This is a genomic window from Marivivens niveibacter, assembly GCF_002150005.2.
Classification (GTDB): Bacteria; Pseudomonadota; Alphaproteobacteria; order Rhodobacterales; family Rhodobacteraceae; genus Marivivens; species Marivivens niveibacter.
The window spans coordinates 103,670-120,426 of the sequence record NZ_MSPP01000004.1 but is presented as its reverse complement, the minus strand read 5'-3'; the positions used below and the strand labels follow the sequence as shown (position 1 = coordinate 120,426).

14 protein-coding genes are annotated in these 16,757 nt (G+C 53.5%); 9 read left to right on the top strand and 5 right to left on the bottom strand.

Going from position 1 to position 16,757, the window contains the following annotated elements; all coding sequences use genetic code 11:
• The first annotated feature begins 5 nt into the window (after window positions 1-5).
• The 6 genes from nuoL to BVC71_RS12145 are packed head-to-tail and all read left to right on the top strand — an operon-like array spanning window position 6 to window position 8,323.
• The gene (nuoL, locus tag BVC71_RS12170) at window positions 6-2,126 is read left to right on the top strand and encodes an NADH-quinone oxidoreductase subunit L (protein WP_086451959.1); all 2,121 of its coding nucleotides are present in this window, start codon (window positions 6-8) and stop codon (window positions 2,124-2,126) included.
• Window positions 2,126-3,679: an NADH-quinone oxidoreductase subunit M gene (locus BVC71_RS12165; protein ID WP_086451958.1), complete on the top strand. Its 1,554-nt coding sequence runs from the start codon at window positions 2,126-2,128 to the stop codon at window positions 3,677-3,679. The genes nuoL and BVC71_RS12165 overlap by 1 nt, the downstream gene beginning before the upstream one ends.
• A gap of 12 nt (window positions 3,680-3,691) precedes the next feature.
• Window positions 3,692-5,125 (top strand): NADH-quinone oxidoreductase subunit NuoN, encoded by a 1,434-nt coding sequence (gene nuoN, locus BVC71_RS12160; RefSeq protein WP_086451957.1) that lies wholly within the window; start codon window positions 3,692-3,694, stop codon window positions 5,123-5,125.
• Window positions 5,115-5,876 carry a biotin--[acetyl-CoA-carboxylase] ligase gene (locus tag BVC71_RS12155; RefSeq protein ID WP_276268256.1) on the top strand — a complete coding sequence of 254 codons (762 nt, stop codon included), beginning with the start codon at window positions 5,115-5,117 and terminating at the stop codon, window positions 5,874-5,876. The genes nuoN and BVC71_RS12155 overlap by 11 nt, the downstream gene beginning before the upstream one ends.
• Window positions 5,877-5,885: 9 nt before the next feature.
• Window positions 5,886-6,659, top strand: coding sequence for a type III pantothenate kinase (locus BVC71_RS12150; protein ID WP_086451956.1), 774 nt, complete (start codon window positions 5,886-5,888; stop codon window positions 6,657-6,659).
• The gene (locus BVC71_RS12145) at window positions 6,656-8,323 is read left to right on the top strand and encodes a ribonuclease J (RefSeq protein ID WP_086451955.1); all 1,668 of its coding nucleotides are present in this window, start codon (window positions 6,656-6,658) and stop codon (window positions 8,321-8,323) included. Before BVC71_RS12150 ends, BVC71_RS12145 begins: the two co-directional genes overlap by 4 nt.
• A 29-nt stretch (window positions 8,324-8,352) precedes the next feature.
• On the opposite strand, the gene BVC71_RS12140 is transcribed toward BVC71_RS12145, so the two are convergent.
• Both BVC71_RS12140 and BVC71_RS12135 read right to left on the bottom strand, forming a co-directional pair.
• Window positions 8,353-8,976 carry a hypothetical protein gene (locus BVC71_RS12140; protein WP_086451954.1) on the bottom strand — a complete coding sequence of 208 codons (624 nt, stop codon included), beginning with the start codon at window positions 8,974-8,976 and terminating at the stop codon, window positions 8,353-8,355.
• A complete protein-coding gene (locus BVC71_RS12135) occupies window positions 8,976-10,391 on the bottom strand; it encodes a DEAD/DEAH box helicase (protein WP_086451953.1) in 1,416 nt (471 codons plus the stop codon). Before BVC71_RS12135 ends, BVC71_RS12140 begins: the two co-directional genes overlap by 1 nt.
• 259 nt (window positions 10,392-10,650) lie before the next feature.
• Between BVC71_RS12135 and BVC71_RS12130 the strand changes: the two genes are divergently transcribed.
• The 3 genes from BVC71_RS12130 (at window position 10,651) to BVC71_RS12120 (ending at window position 12,737) form a co-directional block, all read left to right on the top strand.
• Complete coding sequence (locus tag BVC71_RS12130; protein WP_086451952.1) at window positions 10,651-11,256, top strand: hypothetical protein; 606 nt, start codon at window positions 10,651-10,653, stop codon at window positions 11,254-11,256.
• 155 nt (window positions 11,257-11,411) lie between these two features.
• Window positions 11,412-12,032, top strand: coding sequence for a hypothetical protein (locus BVC71_RS12125; protein WP_086451951.1), 621 nt, complete (start codon window positions 11,412-11,414; stop codon window positions 12,030-12,032).
• Window positions 12,033-12,092: 60 nt separating this feature from the next.
• Entirely contained in the window at window positions 12,093-12,737 is a 645-nt protein-coding gene (locus BVC71_RS12120) for a hypothetical protein (RefSeq protein WP_133064529.1), read from the top strand.
• Here the strand turns inward: BVC71_RS12120 and BVC71_RS12115 are convergent.
• The 3 genes from BVC71_RS12115 to BVC71_RS12105 form a co-directional block, all read right to left on the bottom strand.
• Complete coding sequence (locus BVC71_RS12115) at window positions 12,734-14,341, bottom strand: peptide chain release factor 3 (protein ID WP_086451949.1); 1,608 nt, start codon at window positions 14,339-14,341, stop codon at window positions 12,734-12,736. The genes BVC71_RS12120 and BVC71_RS12115 overlap by 4 nt on opposite strands.
• A 45-nt stretch (window positions 14,342-14,386) precedes the next feature.
• Window positions 14,387-15,577: a globin-coupled sensor protein gene (locus BVC71_RS12110; protein WP_086451948.1), complete on the bottom strand. Its 1,191-nt coding sequence runs from the start codon at window positions 15,575-15,577 to the stop codon at window positions 14,387-14,389.
• Between the two features lie 80 nt (window positions 15,578-15,657).
• On the bottom strand, window positions 15,658-16,656 hold the full coding sequence (locus BVC71_RS12105; protein ID WP_086451947.1) for a Hint domain-containing protein: 999 nt from the start codon (window positions 16,654-16,656) through the stop codon (window positions 15,658-15,660).
• Window positions 16,657-16,757: the final 101 nt, after the last annotated feature.

Below are 16,757 nucleotides of genomic sequence, written 5' to 3'. Positions count from 1 at the left end.
CCGACATGGTTAAGTTCATCCTCCTTGCGCCGCTTGTCGGCGCGATCATTGGCGGCTTTGGCTGGCGCCTGATCGGTGAAAAAACCGCGCAATGGTTGACCACCGGCATCCTGTTCGTTTGTGCGCTGTTCAGCTGGATTACATTCCTTAGCTTTGACGGCCACACACAATACATTCCGTTGCTGGACTGGATTGAATCGGGCGTTCTGGAAACCCAGTGGGGTATCCGTCTGGACCGTCTGACCGCGATCATGCTGATCGTAGTGACCTCGGTTTCGGCTTTGGTTCACCTGTATTCGATGGGCTACATGGCACATGACGAAAACTGGACCGAAAAAGAAAGCTACCGCGCACGTTTCTTTGCGTACCTGTCGTTCTTCACTTTTGCGATGTTGATGCTGGTGACCTCGGACAACCTGGTTCAAATGTTCTTTGGCTGGGAAGGCGTAGGTGTCGCATCTTACCTACTGATCGGTTTCTACTACAAAAAACCTTCGGCGAACGCGGCTGCGATGAAAGCATTCGTTGTGAACCGTGTTGGTGACTTTGGTTTCGCACTGGGTATCTTTGGTCTGTTCATGCTGACCGACAGCATCCAGTTCGACGTGATCTTTGGCGAAGCATCGCATCTGGCTGAGACCCAACTGCATTTCCTATGGACGGAATGGAACGCGGCGAATTTGCTGGCATTCCTGTTGTTTGTCGGTGCTATGGGTAAATCGGCACAGTTGATCCTGCACACATGGCTGCCTGACGCGATGGAAGGCCCGACACCTGTGTCGGCTCTGATCCACGCCGCGACCATGGTTACCGCGGGTGTTTTCCTGGTCTGCCGTATGTCGCCGCTGTTCGAATACGCGCCAGAAACCAAAAACTTCATCATGTACTTGGGCGCAGCGACTGCATTCTTTGCGGCGACCGTTGGTCTGGTACAGAACGACATCAAACGCGTGATCGCGTATTCGACCTGTTCGCAGCTGGGCTATATGTTCGTTGCTGCTGGTGCAGGCGTCTACGGCGCAGCGATGTTCCACCTGTTCACGCACGCTTTCTTTAAGGCGATGTTGTTCTTGGGCGCGGGTTCCGTAATCCACGCGATGCACCACGAACAAGACATGCGTAACTATGGCGGTCTGCGTAAGAAGATCCCTCTGACATTCTGGGCGATGATCATCGGTACGTTGGCGATCACAGGCGTTGGTATTCCGCTGACCTACTTTGGTTTCGCTGGCTTCTTGTCCAAAGACGCGATCATCGAATCCGCATTCGCATCTGGTAATGGCTTTGCCTTCTGGGCGCTGGTTATCGCGGCTCTGTTCACGTCGTTCTATTCGTGGCGCCTGATTTTCCTGACCTTCTTTGGTGAGGAACGCGGTGATCACCACGCACACGAACACGCACACGAAAGCCCGCTGGTCATGACACTACCTTTGGGTGTCCTGGCTCTGGGTGCGATTTTCGCCGGTATGATCTGGTACAAACCATTCTTTGGCGATCACGACAAAATGGTCGACTTCTTTGGCATGCCTCATCACGTCGAAGCATCGGTTGATGGCCATGCAGAAGCTGACGGTCACGGCGCGGCTGATGATCATGGCGACGTTGCTGCGATGGATGACCACGCTGTTGCCGCAGACGAAGGCCACATTGTGGCAGACGATCACGCAGCTGAAATCGGTGCCATTTATATGTCCGCAGAATCCGAACAGATCTTGGACGACGCGCACCACAGCCCTGCTTGGGTCAAGGCAAGCCCGTTCATCGCAATGCTGATCGGTTTCATCACCGCATGGTACATGTACATCCGCAACCCTGCGTTCCCTGCCAAGCTGGCCGAGAACCAGCGCCCGCTGTACAACTTCCTGCTGAACAAATGGTACTTTGACGAACTCTATGACGCTATTTTCGTCCGTCCGTCGCTGGCCATTGGTCGTTTCCTTTGGAAACGCGGTGACGAAAACACAATCGATGGCGGGATCAACGGTCTGGCACTGGGTGTTGTACCCTTCCTGACCAAACTCGCAGGCCGCGCCCAGTCCGGCTACGTCTTTACTTACGCCTTCGCGATGGTTCTGGGCATCGTAGGCATCCTAACCTGGGTCACGCTCACCGGGGGATCGCACTAATGGATAACCTTCTTTCCATCGTAACCTTTATTCCTGCGCTTGCGGCTATCATTCTGGCTGTTTTCCTGCGCGGAAATGACGAAGGTGCACAGCGCAACGCGAAATGGGTGGCAATTATCGCCACCGTCGCAACCTTCTTTGTATCGCTGTTCATCCTGTTCGGCTTTGATGCATCAAACACAGACATGCAGTTCGTCGAAGACGCTGAATGGCTGTTTGGTCTGCACTACAAAATGGGCGTCGACGGTATTTCGATCCTATTCGTGATGCTGACCACATTCCTGATGCCGCTGGTGATCTGGTCGGCATGGGATGTCAAAGTCCGCACCAAAGAATACATGATCGCGTTCCTGATGCTGGAAACGCTGATGCTGGGCGTGTTCATGGCACTGGATCTGGTTCTGTTCTACATCTTCTTCGAAGCAGGCCTGATCCCGATGTTCCTGATCATTGGTATCTGGGGGGGTAAGAACCGCATCTACGCGTCGTTCAAATTCTTCCTCTATACCTTCTTGGGTTCGGTCCTGATGCTGGTCGCCATGGTTCTGATGTATGCAGACGCTGGCACCACCGATATTCCAACCCTGATGACCCACACCTTCTCGACTTCGTCGTTCTCGGTTCTGGGGATCACAGTGGTTGGCGGTTTGCAGACCATGCTGTTCCTGGCGTTCTTTGGGTCGTTCGCAGTGAAAATGCCAATGTGGCCTGTCCACACTTGGTTGCCTGACGCGCACGTTCAGGCGCCGACCGCTGGTTCGGTTGTTCTGGCTGCAATTCTGCTGAAAATGGGCGGCTACGGCTTCTTGCGTTTCTCGCTGCCGATGTTCCCTGTTGGCACCGCGGTTCTGACCGATCTGGTTCTGTGGATGTCCGCAATCGCGATCGTCTACACATCGTTGGTCGCGCTGGTCCAAGAAGACATGAAAAAGCTGATCGCTTATTCGTCGGTTGCTCACATGGGCTACGTTACCATGGGTATCTTTGCTGCGAACCAGCAAGGTATCGACGGTGCGATCTTCCAGATGATTTCGCACGGCTTCATCTCTGGCGCATTGTTCCTTTGCGTTGGCGTGATCTACGACCGTATGCACACACGTGACATCGACGCTTATGGCGGTCTGGTGAACCGTATGCCGGGTTACGCGCTGATCTTTATGTTCTTCACGATGGCGAACGTTGGTCTGCCTGGCACCTCGGGCTTTGTTGGTGAATTCCTGACCCTGATGGGCGTGTTCAAAGTCAACACTTGGGTTGCTGCTGTTGCGGCTCTGGGCGTTATCTTCTCGGCGGCTTATGCGCTGTGGCTGTACCGCCGCGTTGTCATGGGCGAACTGATCAAGGAAAGCCTGAAGTCGATCACCGACATGACCAGCCGCGAAAAGATGATCTTTGCACCTCTGGTATTCATGACCCTGCTGTTGGGTATCTACCCATCGGTCGTGACCGACATCATTGGGCCTAGCGTTTCCGCGCTGGTCGAAAACTACCACACCGCTGTTGACGCAAGCGACCTGACCGTCGCTGTCGCAGCACCTGCTGCCGCACACTAAGGAGCCGGATTAATGATCTCGAACGATATCCAAATCGTCTTGCCGGAAATCATCCTCGCACTCTATGCGATGGGTGGCCTGCTGTTCGCGGTATACACCGGCAAAGATAAACTGGCCCCGATGCTGATGTGGGTGACTGCGGCGGTGTTCGTCGTACTGGCTGCTTGGATCGGCCTAAGCGGTTCGGACGCGACAGCATTTGACGGCATGTTCACCAACGACGGGTTCGCCCGTTTCGCCAAAGTGACCATCCTGCTGTCGACCGCAGCTGTTCTGGTTCTAAGCCAAGAGTTCCTGTCGCGCCGCGATCTGCTGCGTTTCGAATATCCAATGCTGGTCGTGCTGGCCGTTGTCGGCATGATGGTCATGGTTTCGGCTGGCGACCTGATGGCGCTGTACATGGGTCTGGAACTGCAATCGCTGGCGCTATACGTCGTGGCATCGCTGCGCCGTGACAGCGTGAAATCGACCGAAGCAGGCCTGAAGTATTTCGTTCTGGGCGCACTGTCGTCTGGTCTGATGCTGTATGGCGCATCACTGGTCTACGGTTTCACCGGCACCACGCTGTTCTCGGGCATCTATGATGCTGTTGGCCACGACATTTCGATCGGTCTGCTGTTCGGTCTGGTGTTCCTGTTCGCAGGTTTCGCATTCAAAGTATCGGCCGCGCCTTTCCACATGTGGACGCCTGACGTTTATGAAGGTTCGCCAACCCCAGTGACCGCGCTGTTTGCAACCGCGCCAAAGGTTGCTGCGATGGGTTTGTTCGCGCGCGTTGCATTCGACGCGTTCGGCGGCATCACCTCGGACTGGACACAGATCATCGCATTGCTGGCGATCCTGTCGATGTTCGTTGGTGCAATCGCTGCTATTGGCCAGACCAACATCAAACGTCTGATGGCCTATTCGTCGATCGCGCACATGGGCTTTGCTCTGATGGGTCTGGCAGCGGGCACCGCTCTGGGTGTCGAAGCGATGCTGGTCTACATGGCAATCTACGTCACCATGAACATCGGTACCTTTGCGTTCATCCTGTCGATGGAAAAAGACGGCAAGCCAGTCACCGACATCCGTTCGATGGGCATGCTGTCGAAACGCGAGCCGCTGAAAGCTTACGCTCTGCTGGCGCTGTTCTTCAGCCTTGCTGGTGTTCCACCGTTCGTTGGTTTCTTTGGTAAACTGGGCGTGTTCCGCGCTGCACTGGACGCTGGTCTGGTCTGGCTGACGGTTGCCGCTGGTATCGCGTCGGTTATCGGTGCGTTCTACTACCTGCGCGTCGTTTACTACATGTTCTTTGGCGAAGACTCCGACAAAATGGACAGCAAAATGTCGCCAGTTGCATGGGGCATTATGATGGCATCGGCAGCGATCATGCTGGTTGGTATCATCAACCTGTTCGGCATTGTGCCTGCAGCGGCTGACGCGGCGCTGGCGCTTGTTAACTAACGAAAACAGCGGGCCACGCTGGCCCGAAGGTGTCGACCTTGTTGTTTTGGACGAGGTCGACAGCACCATGAACGAGGCTGCCCGTCGGGCGGCCTCGATCCGTGTTCCGACATGGATCATGGCCAAACGCCAAACCGCAGGGCGGGGCAGGCGTGGCAAAGCCTGGGTGGATCCCACAGGGAATCTAGCATCGACGCTGATCTTGCGGCCCGACCTGACACCCCAAGACGCATCGCTGCGTTCGTTCTTGGCGGCGGTTGCTCTGTTCGAAAGCCTCGCCCTGTTTATCGATCGGTCACGTCTTGCGCTGAAATGGCCGAACGATGTTTTGCTGGACGGCGGCAAAGTAGCGGGCATCCTGTTGGAAAGCAGCACCAAAGGCGAAAAGGTCGATTGGCTGTCCATCGGTATTGGCGTCAATCTGGCGAACGTTCCCGAAACTGTGGCTGACGCGGCGTTCCCACCGGTCAGCGTTGCTGGCGCAATAGGCAAACGAATTGGGCGGCGCGACTTTTTGACAGTTTTGGCCGCAAACTACGTGACGCAGGAAAGCAAACTGACGTACTTCGGTTTTGAACGGATCAGAGAGGATTGGATGCGGCACGCGGCACGTTTGGGCGAAGTTATCACGGCCAAAACGGCGCGCGAAACGTATACCGGCATCTTTGACAGCATTGATTTAGACGGCAATCTGGTTTTGATCACGGGGCGCGGCCCGCAGGTGATCCCAGCTGCCGACGTTTATTTTTAGGGGACGGGGATGCTTCTTTGTATTGATTGCGGGAACACAAATACGGTGTTTTCGATCTGGAATGGGTCCGATTTCATCACCACGTGGCGGACTGCGACCGACCATCAGCGGACCGCGGACCAATATTTCGTTTGGTTGTCCACGCTGATGGCGCACCAGAAAATGGAACTGGACATCAATCAGGTGATTATCAGTTCCACAGTGCCGCGCGTTGTGTTCAATCTGCGCGTTCTGGCCGATCGCTATTTTAATTGCCGCCCCTTGGTCGTGGGTAAACCTGACTGCGCTTTGCCCACCGCTCCGCGCGTTGATGCAGGCACGACCGTTGGCCCAGACCGTTTGGTGAACTCTGCCGGTGCATTTGCGCGTCACGGCGGCAATTTGATTGTGGTCGATTTTGGCACGGCGACCACGTTCGACGTGGTGGCATCTGACGGCGCCTATGTCGGCGGTGTTATTGCCCCCGGTGTGAACCTTAGCCTAGAGGCGCTACACCATGCAGCTGCGGCGTTGCCTCATGTCGATATCAGCCACCCAGAAAAGGTGATCGGAACCAACACTGTGGCCTGTATGCAATCGGGCGTGTTTTGGGGCTATGTCGGCCTAGTGAAAGAAATCTGCGCGCGCATCCGCGACGAATATGATGCGCCGATGAAAGTCATCGGGACAGGCGGGCTAGCCCGTCTATTTGAACAGGTAGATCAGCTATTCGACGTAATCGAGGATGATCTGACAATGCACGGGTTAACCGTGATCAACGACTTTAATAAGGATCTGAAATGACCAAAGAACGATTGATCTATATGCCTTTGGGCGGTGCTGGCGAAATCGGCATGAACGCCTATGTCTACGGCTATGGCGCGCCAGACAAAGAACGGCTGATCGTCGTTGATCTGGGCGTGACGTTCCCTGACATGGATACCACGCCGGGTGTTGATCTGATCATGCCTGACATTGCGTGGCTAGAGGCGCGCAAGGAACAGATCGAAGGCATCTTTATCACTCACGCCCACGAAGACCACGTTGGCGCTGTGGGCCTGCTGTGGGAACGTCTGGGCGCGCCGATCTATGCGCGGACTTTTACCGCCAATATCGCGTCGCGCAAATTGCAGGAAAAACACCTGCCTGATGGCATCGTGAAAACGGTTGGCGCCTATCCTGCACGCACGCAGGTCGGCCCGTTCGAAGTATCATTCGCCCCGATTTCGCATTCGATCCCAGAAAGCAGCGGTTTGGTCATCGATACGCCGCAGGGCCGTGTTGTGCATTCGGGCGATTTCAAAATCGACCGCACGCCAGTCGTGGGCGAACCATTCGATGATGACATGTGGGCCGAAATCGCGAAACCAGGTGTGAAAGCCCTGATGTGCGACAGTACCAACGTATTTTCGCCAGTCGCCGGTCGGTCAGAGGCCGAATTGACGGACCCATTGGTTGAACTGATCGCCGCGCAGCCTGCGATGGTCGTGGCGACGACCTTTGCGTCGAACATTGCGCGTGTAAAAACGTTGGCGATGGCTGGCGAAAAGGCGGGCCGTTCGATCGTGCTGCTGGGTCGCGCGATGCGCCGCATGGTCGAGGCCGGTTTAGAAACGGGCGTGTTGTCCAGCTTCCCATCCGTGATCAGCCCAGAGGACGCGCAGCACTTGCCACGCGAAAACCTGATGCTGCTGGTAACCGGTTCCCAAGGCGAACGCCGCGCCGCCAGCGCGCAGCTATCCCAAGGCAAATATCTGGGCTTGTCGTTGAAAGAGGGCGATACGTTCCTGTTTTCGTCCAAAGTCATCCCAGGCAACGAACGCGGCGTGATCCGCATCATGAATAACCTGTCTGAAAAGGGCGTGGACGTCATTGATGACCGAGGCGGTCTGTATCACGTATCGGGCCACGCGAACCGTCCAGACCTGAAAACGCTGCACGAGATTATTAAACCTCAGATGATCGTTCCGATGCATGGTGAACACCGTCACCTACGTGAACACGTGAAACTGGCTGCGGAAAACGGGATCACGGGCGTTGTGGCCGTAAACGGTACGATGGTTGATATCACGGGGGACGAACCGCAGGTTTGCGGATTTGTCGAAACGGGCCGTACCTATTTGGATGGCAGCGTTCAGATCGGCCAATTCGACGGCATCGTGCGTGACCGTATCCGCATGGCTCTGAACGGTCATGTGGTTGTGACCATGATCATCGACGAACACGATGAACCACTGGGCGATCCTTGGTGCGAAACCACGGGCTTGGCCGAAATGGGCCGCAACAACGCGCCTTTGGTCGACGTGCTAGAAGAAGACTTGAGCCAATACATCAACCGCGCTGATGACAAGACGCTGCTCGATGATGACGCATTGGACAAAGAACTGCGCCGCGTTGTCCGTAATTCGTGTCAGAATGAAATTGGCAAAAAGCCCGAAGTGACGCTGATCGTCAGTCGGTTAAGCTAACGAAACGGGCGGCCAATTGGCCGCCTTTTTCAATCGTGGCAGAGGAATGCAGCGCCCTGCAGCGCCACAACGGTCACCGTTGATGCCGCCAGAATTTCTGGCGCGCCTAGTGCCGTAAAAATCGCTGTGGTCGCGATGTTGTTTAATTGTCCGCGCAGCAACCTATCACTGCCTTTGATCGCCATAGCTCCCAGCGTTTCGGTGCGGGCGATTTCTTCGAAACTGGGTGGGCGACCAAAGATACTGCGCATTTGTGTGTTGATGGCCGACACTTCGTCTGCGGCGGCGTTCACGCGTTCACAGGTGGTTCTTTCGCAGCGTCCGCGAAAGTTTCGGCTGCCAGGTAATAGCAAATACCCCGCATCGTTATCGCCGTATTCCAAACAATACCCATTGGGGGTGTAGGTTTCCATCAAACTGCCCATAAAGGTCAGCGTGGTATTGGAGGAACAGGGGGGCAGGGTGCCACGTAGGTTCGCCCACATTTGTTTGGGCGCTGTCATTAGCTGTTCGCCCGTTGAAACCGTTAAATCATCGTCAGTGAATTGTTCGGCATCAATGGTGATGTCCATTCCGTGGACACGTACAGTGCAAACGTCTGCCGCTGCCGACAAGGGCAGCAGCAGGAAAAGTAATGCCAATAGGCGGGTCATTAGCTGGCCGCTCGACGCTCCGCAAAGGATAGGCGGATGAAAGCTGGGGCATCGTCACCCATGCCGATGACATCGTTGTCACGGTCACGGCGCTGCGAACGGCCACGCGATTGACGTGGTTTCTGTTCGGGCTGTTTTTCAACCTTTGGCGCAGCTTCTTGGGTTGCCTCTGCGACCGGTTCGCCGGACTTTTTACGACGGGTGCGGGTGCGCTTTGGCTTTTCTGCGTTGTCTGCGTCTTCTGGCTTCTGCTTTGGCTCAGGGGCTTTGACAGGGTTGTCCAGACGCGGGATTTCTTTGTTGATCAGTTTTTCAACCGCATCAAAGTTTTTCTCGTCACGCGGTTCTACAATCATGATGGCCTTACCATCACGGCCCGCGCGGCCTGTACGGCCAATGCGGTGTACGTAGTCTTCGGGGTGGCCCGGCACGTCATAGTTAAAGACGTGGGTCACAGACGGTACGTCCAAACCACGCGCGGCCACATCGGATGCGACCAGCAGTTTGATTTCACCAGCGCGGAATTTATCCAGCGTTGCGTTACGCTGCGACTGGTCCAGATCGCCATGGATCGGTGCAGCATCGTAGCCGTATTTCGATAGGCTTTTGAAACAGATATCCACGTCGGATTTGCGGTTACAGAAAATCACGGCGTTTTGCAGCGTATCGCCCTGTGCGTCGATCAGCGCGCGCAGCACTTTGCGTTTTTCGCTGGAGGCGCGATCTTTGCGCGATGCTTTAAACATAACGGCATGTTGTTCAATGCGTTCGGACGCGGTGGCCTGACGGGCGATTTCAACCTTTGCCGGGGCTTGTAGGAACGTATTGGTGATGCGTTCAATTTCCGGTGCCATGGTCGCCGAAAAGAACAGCGTCTGACGAGTGAAGGGCGTTAGGTTAAAGATGCGTTCGATGTCAGGGATGAAACCCATGTCCAGCATGCGGTCGGCTTCGTCTACGACCATGACCTGAACGCCTGTTAGCAACAGTTTGCCGCGTTCAAAGTGGTCGATCAAACGACCCGGCGTCGCGATCAGAACGTCAACGCCGCGGTCAATCGCAGCATCTTGCTCTTTGAACGACACACCGCCGATCAGCAGCGCTTTGGTCAGTTTGGTGTGTTTCGCGTAGACGTCAAAGTTTTCTGCCACCTGAGCAGCCAATTCACGCGTCGGGCACAACACCAACGAACGCGGCATACGTGCGCGGGCACGACCACGTTTCAGAAGCGTGATCATCGGCAGCGTAAAGGATGCTGTTTTGCCGGTGCCGGTTTGGGCGATGCCTAGCACGTCGCGACCCTCTAGTGCAGGCGGGATTGCCCCAGCTTGGATCGGGGTCGGGCTTTCATAGCCGGCTTCGGCAATCGCTTTAAGGACCTTGGCATCAAGGTTTAGATCGGTGAATTTCGTCATTTGCGTCCATTTTCGCGACCCACCCTTGGGTCGGGGGTTCTGGGACACAGAAATTTACCAACGCGTCCCCGTCACAATCCCGTCTCGAGATTGAGCGCTACTTACCCTGTTAAGGCGCGGCGGTCAATCTTTGCGCAGGAGACGCGTAAGAGGCGACTAATAACACTAGAGTAAGCTCTTTCGTATAGGTTTTGCATTATATCGTATAAATTTTGTGCGGCTGTCTTATATTTCGCGCATCGGTTGTGGGGGGGGTATTATGCACAAAATGATTGATTACACGGGGGCCGCAATATCGGGATACGCGATGTTAGTTCTTTTGGTCGGTTGGGGCATGGGGGTGGACCCGATCGTGCGCGGTGCCTCTGATGGTGTTGGGATGGTGCCCTCGACCGCCCTGTGTTTCATAATGCTAGGCAGCTGTATGATGACCGTGCGCAATCAATCGGCGATCGAGGCATTGGTTTTTTCGATTTCATTGATCAGCATGTTCGTATTTTTCGGATTTGTTTTGGGTCACAACGTCAGCCAACCAGATCAAAACTTTGTCGATGTTCTGAATTTCGAAGTTCGCCCTGTGGACGGAATGGCTTGGGGCACAGTCCTCGGGATTAGCTTGTTAGCCACCGCTTTAGCTGTTTTAGCCTTTGGCGACATTGCGTCGAAATCAGTCGCAGTATTGTTGATGGCAGTTATTGGGTTGAATGCGCTGGGGTTTGTGATCGCTAAATTCTGGGATTCTGACCTAGTTGCTGTGGTCCGGTTGTACGAACAGATGTCTATCCCGACGTTGGCGCTACTGTTGCTTGCGGTGATCGGCGTGGCCTCATTTGCTACATCGAACCAACCTGTTTCGCCTGATTAAATTAGTCAGGTTTGGCGGTCACCTTTAATACAGTTTGGGTCGGATAAAATGAACGAGTTAGTTCGGAATATGTTGCTACTTTCGAATAGTTTTTACTAACATGGATATACGCACTGCCGTTCTTTAGTATGTGAGGTCGGAATAGGGCTATAGTAATGAATATAGATGCCCATAAAAAAGTACTGATAGAATATGTTGGCGCAGCGATTGCGCTATACGGTTTCATTGGACTTTGTGCAGGTTGGGGGCTGGATATTCAGATCTTGGTGCGCTGGCGTGCATCAATGCCCGCAATGGTCGCCTCAACGTCATTTTGTTTTATGCTGCTTGGCATCGGATTGATGACATCGCGTTTAACAAGCAGCTTTGACATCATAACATTTTCGGTTTCGTTGTTATGGCTTGTCTCTTTGTGCGGGTTCGAACTTGCTCTGAAATTATCCAACCCGATGTGGCAGTTGGATAACATTTTTGGTTTCAACCTTCTGCCTACAGACGGCATGTCATACATGACAGCAATGGGTTTTATTGTCTTGTCGTTGGCATTGCTAAGCGCGGCATTGGGCAAACAAAAGGTCCGTTATTTTGCCTTTGGTTTGACTATTGTCAGTTGGGCGATGTTAGGGGGCATTGGTGTGCTAAAAATTGGCGGAAAATCCATCCCGTCGATTGAAGCGCTATATAGCCAAATGTCGTATCCAACGATTGTATTAATGTTCTTAGCAGCTTGCGCGATTTTTGCCTTTTGCGCAGAGCGAACGAATGAAAGTTCCTAATTTTTGCTGATTCAATCGTGATTTTCTGATAAGGTCCGCGCATTTAGTTTGGACGATTTTATGTCAGATCTCGCATATCACCAAAGGGCAAACCGTATTGGGAATGCCTGTGGACTATTTTTGATTGTTTATACTTTAGCAGCGGTGGGTCATTCAGTTACCACTGGAAGCACACTGTTTTTATCTGTGCACCCGCAATTGCCGGTTATGGCTGGCACGATATTGGTGTGCTGTATTTTCATAACGGCAAGCCTTTTGACAATCTGGATAACCACGATCACCGAACTGGTTATTTTCTCGGTTTCCATTGTCTGGAGCCTGACGCTCTGCCTGATGAATGGTTATCTACGTCTTATCGGGTCTGAATTTGATTTGGAATTTTTGTTCGGTTTAGATCACGAAACACAAACGCAGATGTCGCTGCTGTCTACTGGTGCCATCATTCTGATCCACTGTGTGACGATATCCGTTGCCTTTGATTTGGCGTGCACACAGAAACTATCACTTTATGCGTTTCGTTTTGTGGTCTGCCTAGTCCTGGTTGTTCTATTCGCACAGCTATTGGCGATTTACAGCGCGCTGACGCTGCCTGAGAGCCTGCTATTTTCGTTGCCAGAAGCGATCATTTACGTCGCTGTTTTGTACGTTCTAAAAATAATTAACGATTCAAAAAACAAGCGCCCGGAAAGGGCGCTTGCTTTTTAGACCATCATTTCTTTCGTCGCCGACAACGTCACATCTGGGTAATCGCGAGCAACCCTATCAATGTCCCATTGCAATCGCGTTAGGAACACCACGTCGCCGTCGTTGTCGTGGCTGATGTGTTGTTTGTTTGCATTGATGAATTTGTCGACCGCCGTCTTGTCACCCTGTACCCAGCGGGCACTGGTGAACTGGGATGGTTCAAAGCGCACGGGCAGGCCGTATTCCAATTCGATACGGCTGGCCAAAACTTCGAACTGCAGCGCGCCAACAACACCCACGATGAAACCGGAACCAAAGGCAGGTTTGAACACCTTTGCTGCGCCTTCTTCGGCGAATTGCATCAACGCTTTTTCGAGGTGCTTGGCCTTCATCGGGTCGCCCGCGCGGCAGTTTTGCAGCAATTCTGGTGCGAACGATGGGATGCCGGTGACTTTGATCGCTTCACCTTCGGTCAGCGTGTCGCCGATGCGCAGCTGACCGTGGTTCGGAATACCGATGATGTCGCCGGCCCACGCCTCTTCGGCCAATTCGCGGTCCGAAGCAAGGAACAGCACAGGGTTCGAAATTGCCATCGGCTTTTTCGTACGCACATGCGTTAGTTTCATGCCGCGGCTAAAGTGCCCCGAGGCCAGACGGACAAAGGCCACGCGGTCGCGGTGTTTAGGGTCCATATTCGCTTGAACCTTGAACACGAAACCCGACACCTTTTTTTCATCGGGGTTCACAACGCGCGGGTCGGCGTTCTGTGGCTGTGGTTCGGGGCCATATTTACCGATGCCGTCCATCAGTTCCTTAACGCCGAACGAATTGATGGCCGAGCCGAACCAGATGGGGGTCATCGTGCCGTCCATCACAGCTTGCGGGTCTAGCACGGGCAGCAATTCGCGCGCCATTTCGATTTCTTCCATGAACTGGTCCAGCAGGTGCGCAGGCACAAGCTCTTTCAGTTTTGGATCATCTAGGCCGTTAATTTCGACGCTGTCGGCAACCACGTTACGGTCGGCGCGATCCATCAATTCCAGACGGTCGTTTAGAAGATCGTAGCAGCCAACGAAATCTTTGCCGACACCGATAGGCCAGCTGGCTGGGGTCACGTCGATCGCCAAGTTTTCCTGAATTTCGTCGATGATCTCGAATGTATCGCGGCTTTCGCGGTCCATCTTGTTACAGAACGTAAGGATCGGTAGGTCGCGCAGGCGGCAGACCTCGAACAGTTTCTGGGTCTGGCTTTCCACACCCTTTGCACCGTCGATCACCATCACTGCGGCGTCCACAGCAGTCAGCGTGCGGTAGGTATCTTCGGAAAAGTCCGAGTGGCCGGGCGTATCAACAAGGTTGAACCGATAGTTGCGGAAATCGAACGACATCGCCGACGCGGAAACCGAAATCCCGCGGTCTTTTTCCATCTGCATAAAGTCCGACCGCGTACGGCGGGCTTCGCCTTTGGCGCGGACCTGACCAGCCATTTGGATAGCGCCACCGAAAAGCAGAAACTTTTCAGTCAATGTCGTCTTACCAGCGTCCGGGTGCGAAATGATCGCAAACGTACGACGACGCGCAATTTCAGCGGGCAGGGCGGGGCGATTTTCGTTCGTATCCAACATGACGCTGGCTATATTCCGCCCTGCTTGCGCTGACAAGGTAATCCGTCAGCTGCGGCCCAGTGAAACAATGCCTTTTAGGAACCGTTCAGCTGTCTGCCGTAGCGAATTGGCTTGTTCGGCCACGTTCTGGCTACCGATGCGCGATTGGTCTACGCTGGTGCGGATGATTGTGCCCAGTCGTGTGCCTTGTTCAGTCAGCGCATGTTTTACCGTTTCCGATGCATGCGTCATTTCATTTACTTGGCTCAGAATGCAGTTCACGTTGTTAACGGCCTGATCTGTTTCTTTGCGAATGGAGGCGATCTGACCGTTGATTTTTTCGGTCACTTGGGTGGTTTGCGCGGCCAAATTTTTCACCTCGCCAGCGACTACGTTAAATCCACGTCCGACGGTGCCTGCGCGGGCAGCTTCGATCGATGCGTTTAGCGCAAGCAGATTGGTTTTATTCGCGATCTCACTGATCATATGAACAGCTTCGGAAATGGTATCGACCTGTTCAGCCAATCTCGTGACTTGACTATTGGCGCTGTCTGCCAGCGATGCAGCTGTTTCAGATACAGATGCGGCATGTCCCATTTTTTCGCGGATTTCGTTCATCGACGCGAACAATTCCGATGCGGCTTCGGATGCTTCTTGTACGCTGCTAGACGTTTGCTGTGCCGACCCTGCAAGGGTATCTACGATCCCGCCCAATTTCTGGCTAAAGTCGTTCGACAGTTGTCTGCGCAGTTCTTCGTTTTCGTTGGTTTTGGATTCTAGATACAGCGACAACGACAAATCCATGTCCAGCGTGACGACACGGCTGATCGCATTTGCCAATTTTTGATTGCGCTGCCCCAAAAGCCCACGATCTGCTGCATGTTCGATGAACGCTGCGCGCATGTGTGTGTATCCAGCCAGCTGTAGGTGTGGATCCAAATTGATGCGGGTATGGATTGACGCGATGCGTTTTACCGATGCGACGTAGCCATCGTTAAAGTCGCAGTTCGCAACATAGGTCCAATGTTCGGTCATACGTTGGCCAGTTTTTTCCAACGCCCCAGGATTTTTGGCGAAGTAATCGCCATATTTATCATGCTGCCCGACAACCGTCAGCAACGCTTCGATCGCTTTGGGGATGGCCGCGATGAATTTATGGCTATTGCGGCGAAGCAAAGCGACTTCTTGTCCTGTCAGGCCATGCATAGCCAAACGTTTCTGGATGAGGTCTTTGTTGATGTGGCCTGAATCGAGCATTGGTTTTCCGCACTATTGATCGGTTTGATCCCGTAGACGGATCGCGAAACGGAAAAGTTAGAGGCCCTATACGTTTAGTGTCACCTAGTTGACGCACTCCGCAGTAGATCAGCTGCGTTACCTGATTTTAGCAGTTTTTCCTGCACTTCGTAATCCATGTGGTGACGGTGCGCGTGACGATAGGCTTCGGCTGTTTCAGGCAGCGCATTTCGCGTGCGTTCATCCAGTAGCAAAGATTCTGCTGCGATACCTTCGGCATAGATAATCTGGTGATCATCAAACAGCAGTTGGAAATAGTCGATATATCCGCCGTCTACCTGTTGCACTGTGTCGCCATTAATCAAATGACGTGCCCGTACCAATAATTCCGAACGACCTGCACCTAACCGGTCTTCGCGTTGGTAAACGAAAATTCGATGGTCAGGGGATAGGATCAGGTCGTTTGTGTTATGCAGCGTGCCCTCTTTAATCAGGACTGGCGCAAATTCTCCGGTCGCGCGAAATGTGTTCTGACCGATCCAGCGGATTTCCTGTTGGCCATCGTCGCGGGTTAAAACTTTGTCCCCGACCTTCAGATCCTCGATCTTGCGCTGTTCACCTGATCCCAGCGTAATATGCGTGCCCTTTGCAAAGGATACACAGCTCATTTCTGCAAAACGGGTTAGGGCACCGTCGCGGTTGACGCCAACCAAACGGTAATCTGCATGCGTCGACATTTGCGTCATTGGCATAAAAAAGATGTCTTCAACGCCGCCATCTTCGACTTCGACAATCACAATACCTTCGTGTGTGGAACCGTCGGACGCCATGAACGTGATGATGCAGTCCAGATACAAAGCGTTTCCTGCTTTGCCCATGTCAGAGCCTGCGCCCACGGCCATTTTGGAAATTGATCCGTCAATATGCAAAGCCAAACGGTGGCGCGTTGCAGAAGGTTTGACCTGATAAACATCATCAAAAACCAACTCATCAGCAAAAGACAAACCGTCGCCTTCGGCTACGCCATTCGATACAAATACATCATCAGCGCTATAGACACTAAGGACCTGAGCAGAGCTTTGACGTTTGGTATGGGGCATTCTGGTTTCTTTTTTGCGGCCAGTCAGAAAGCAACCAGCAGTTATACTAACGACAAAACACAACGAATTCGTATTTCGTCAAAATCACTCATTCCTATTCC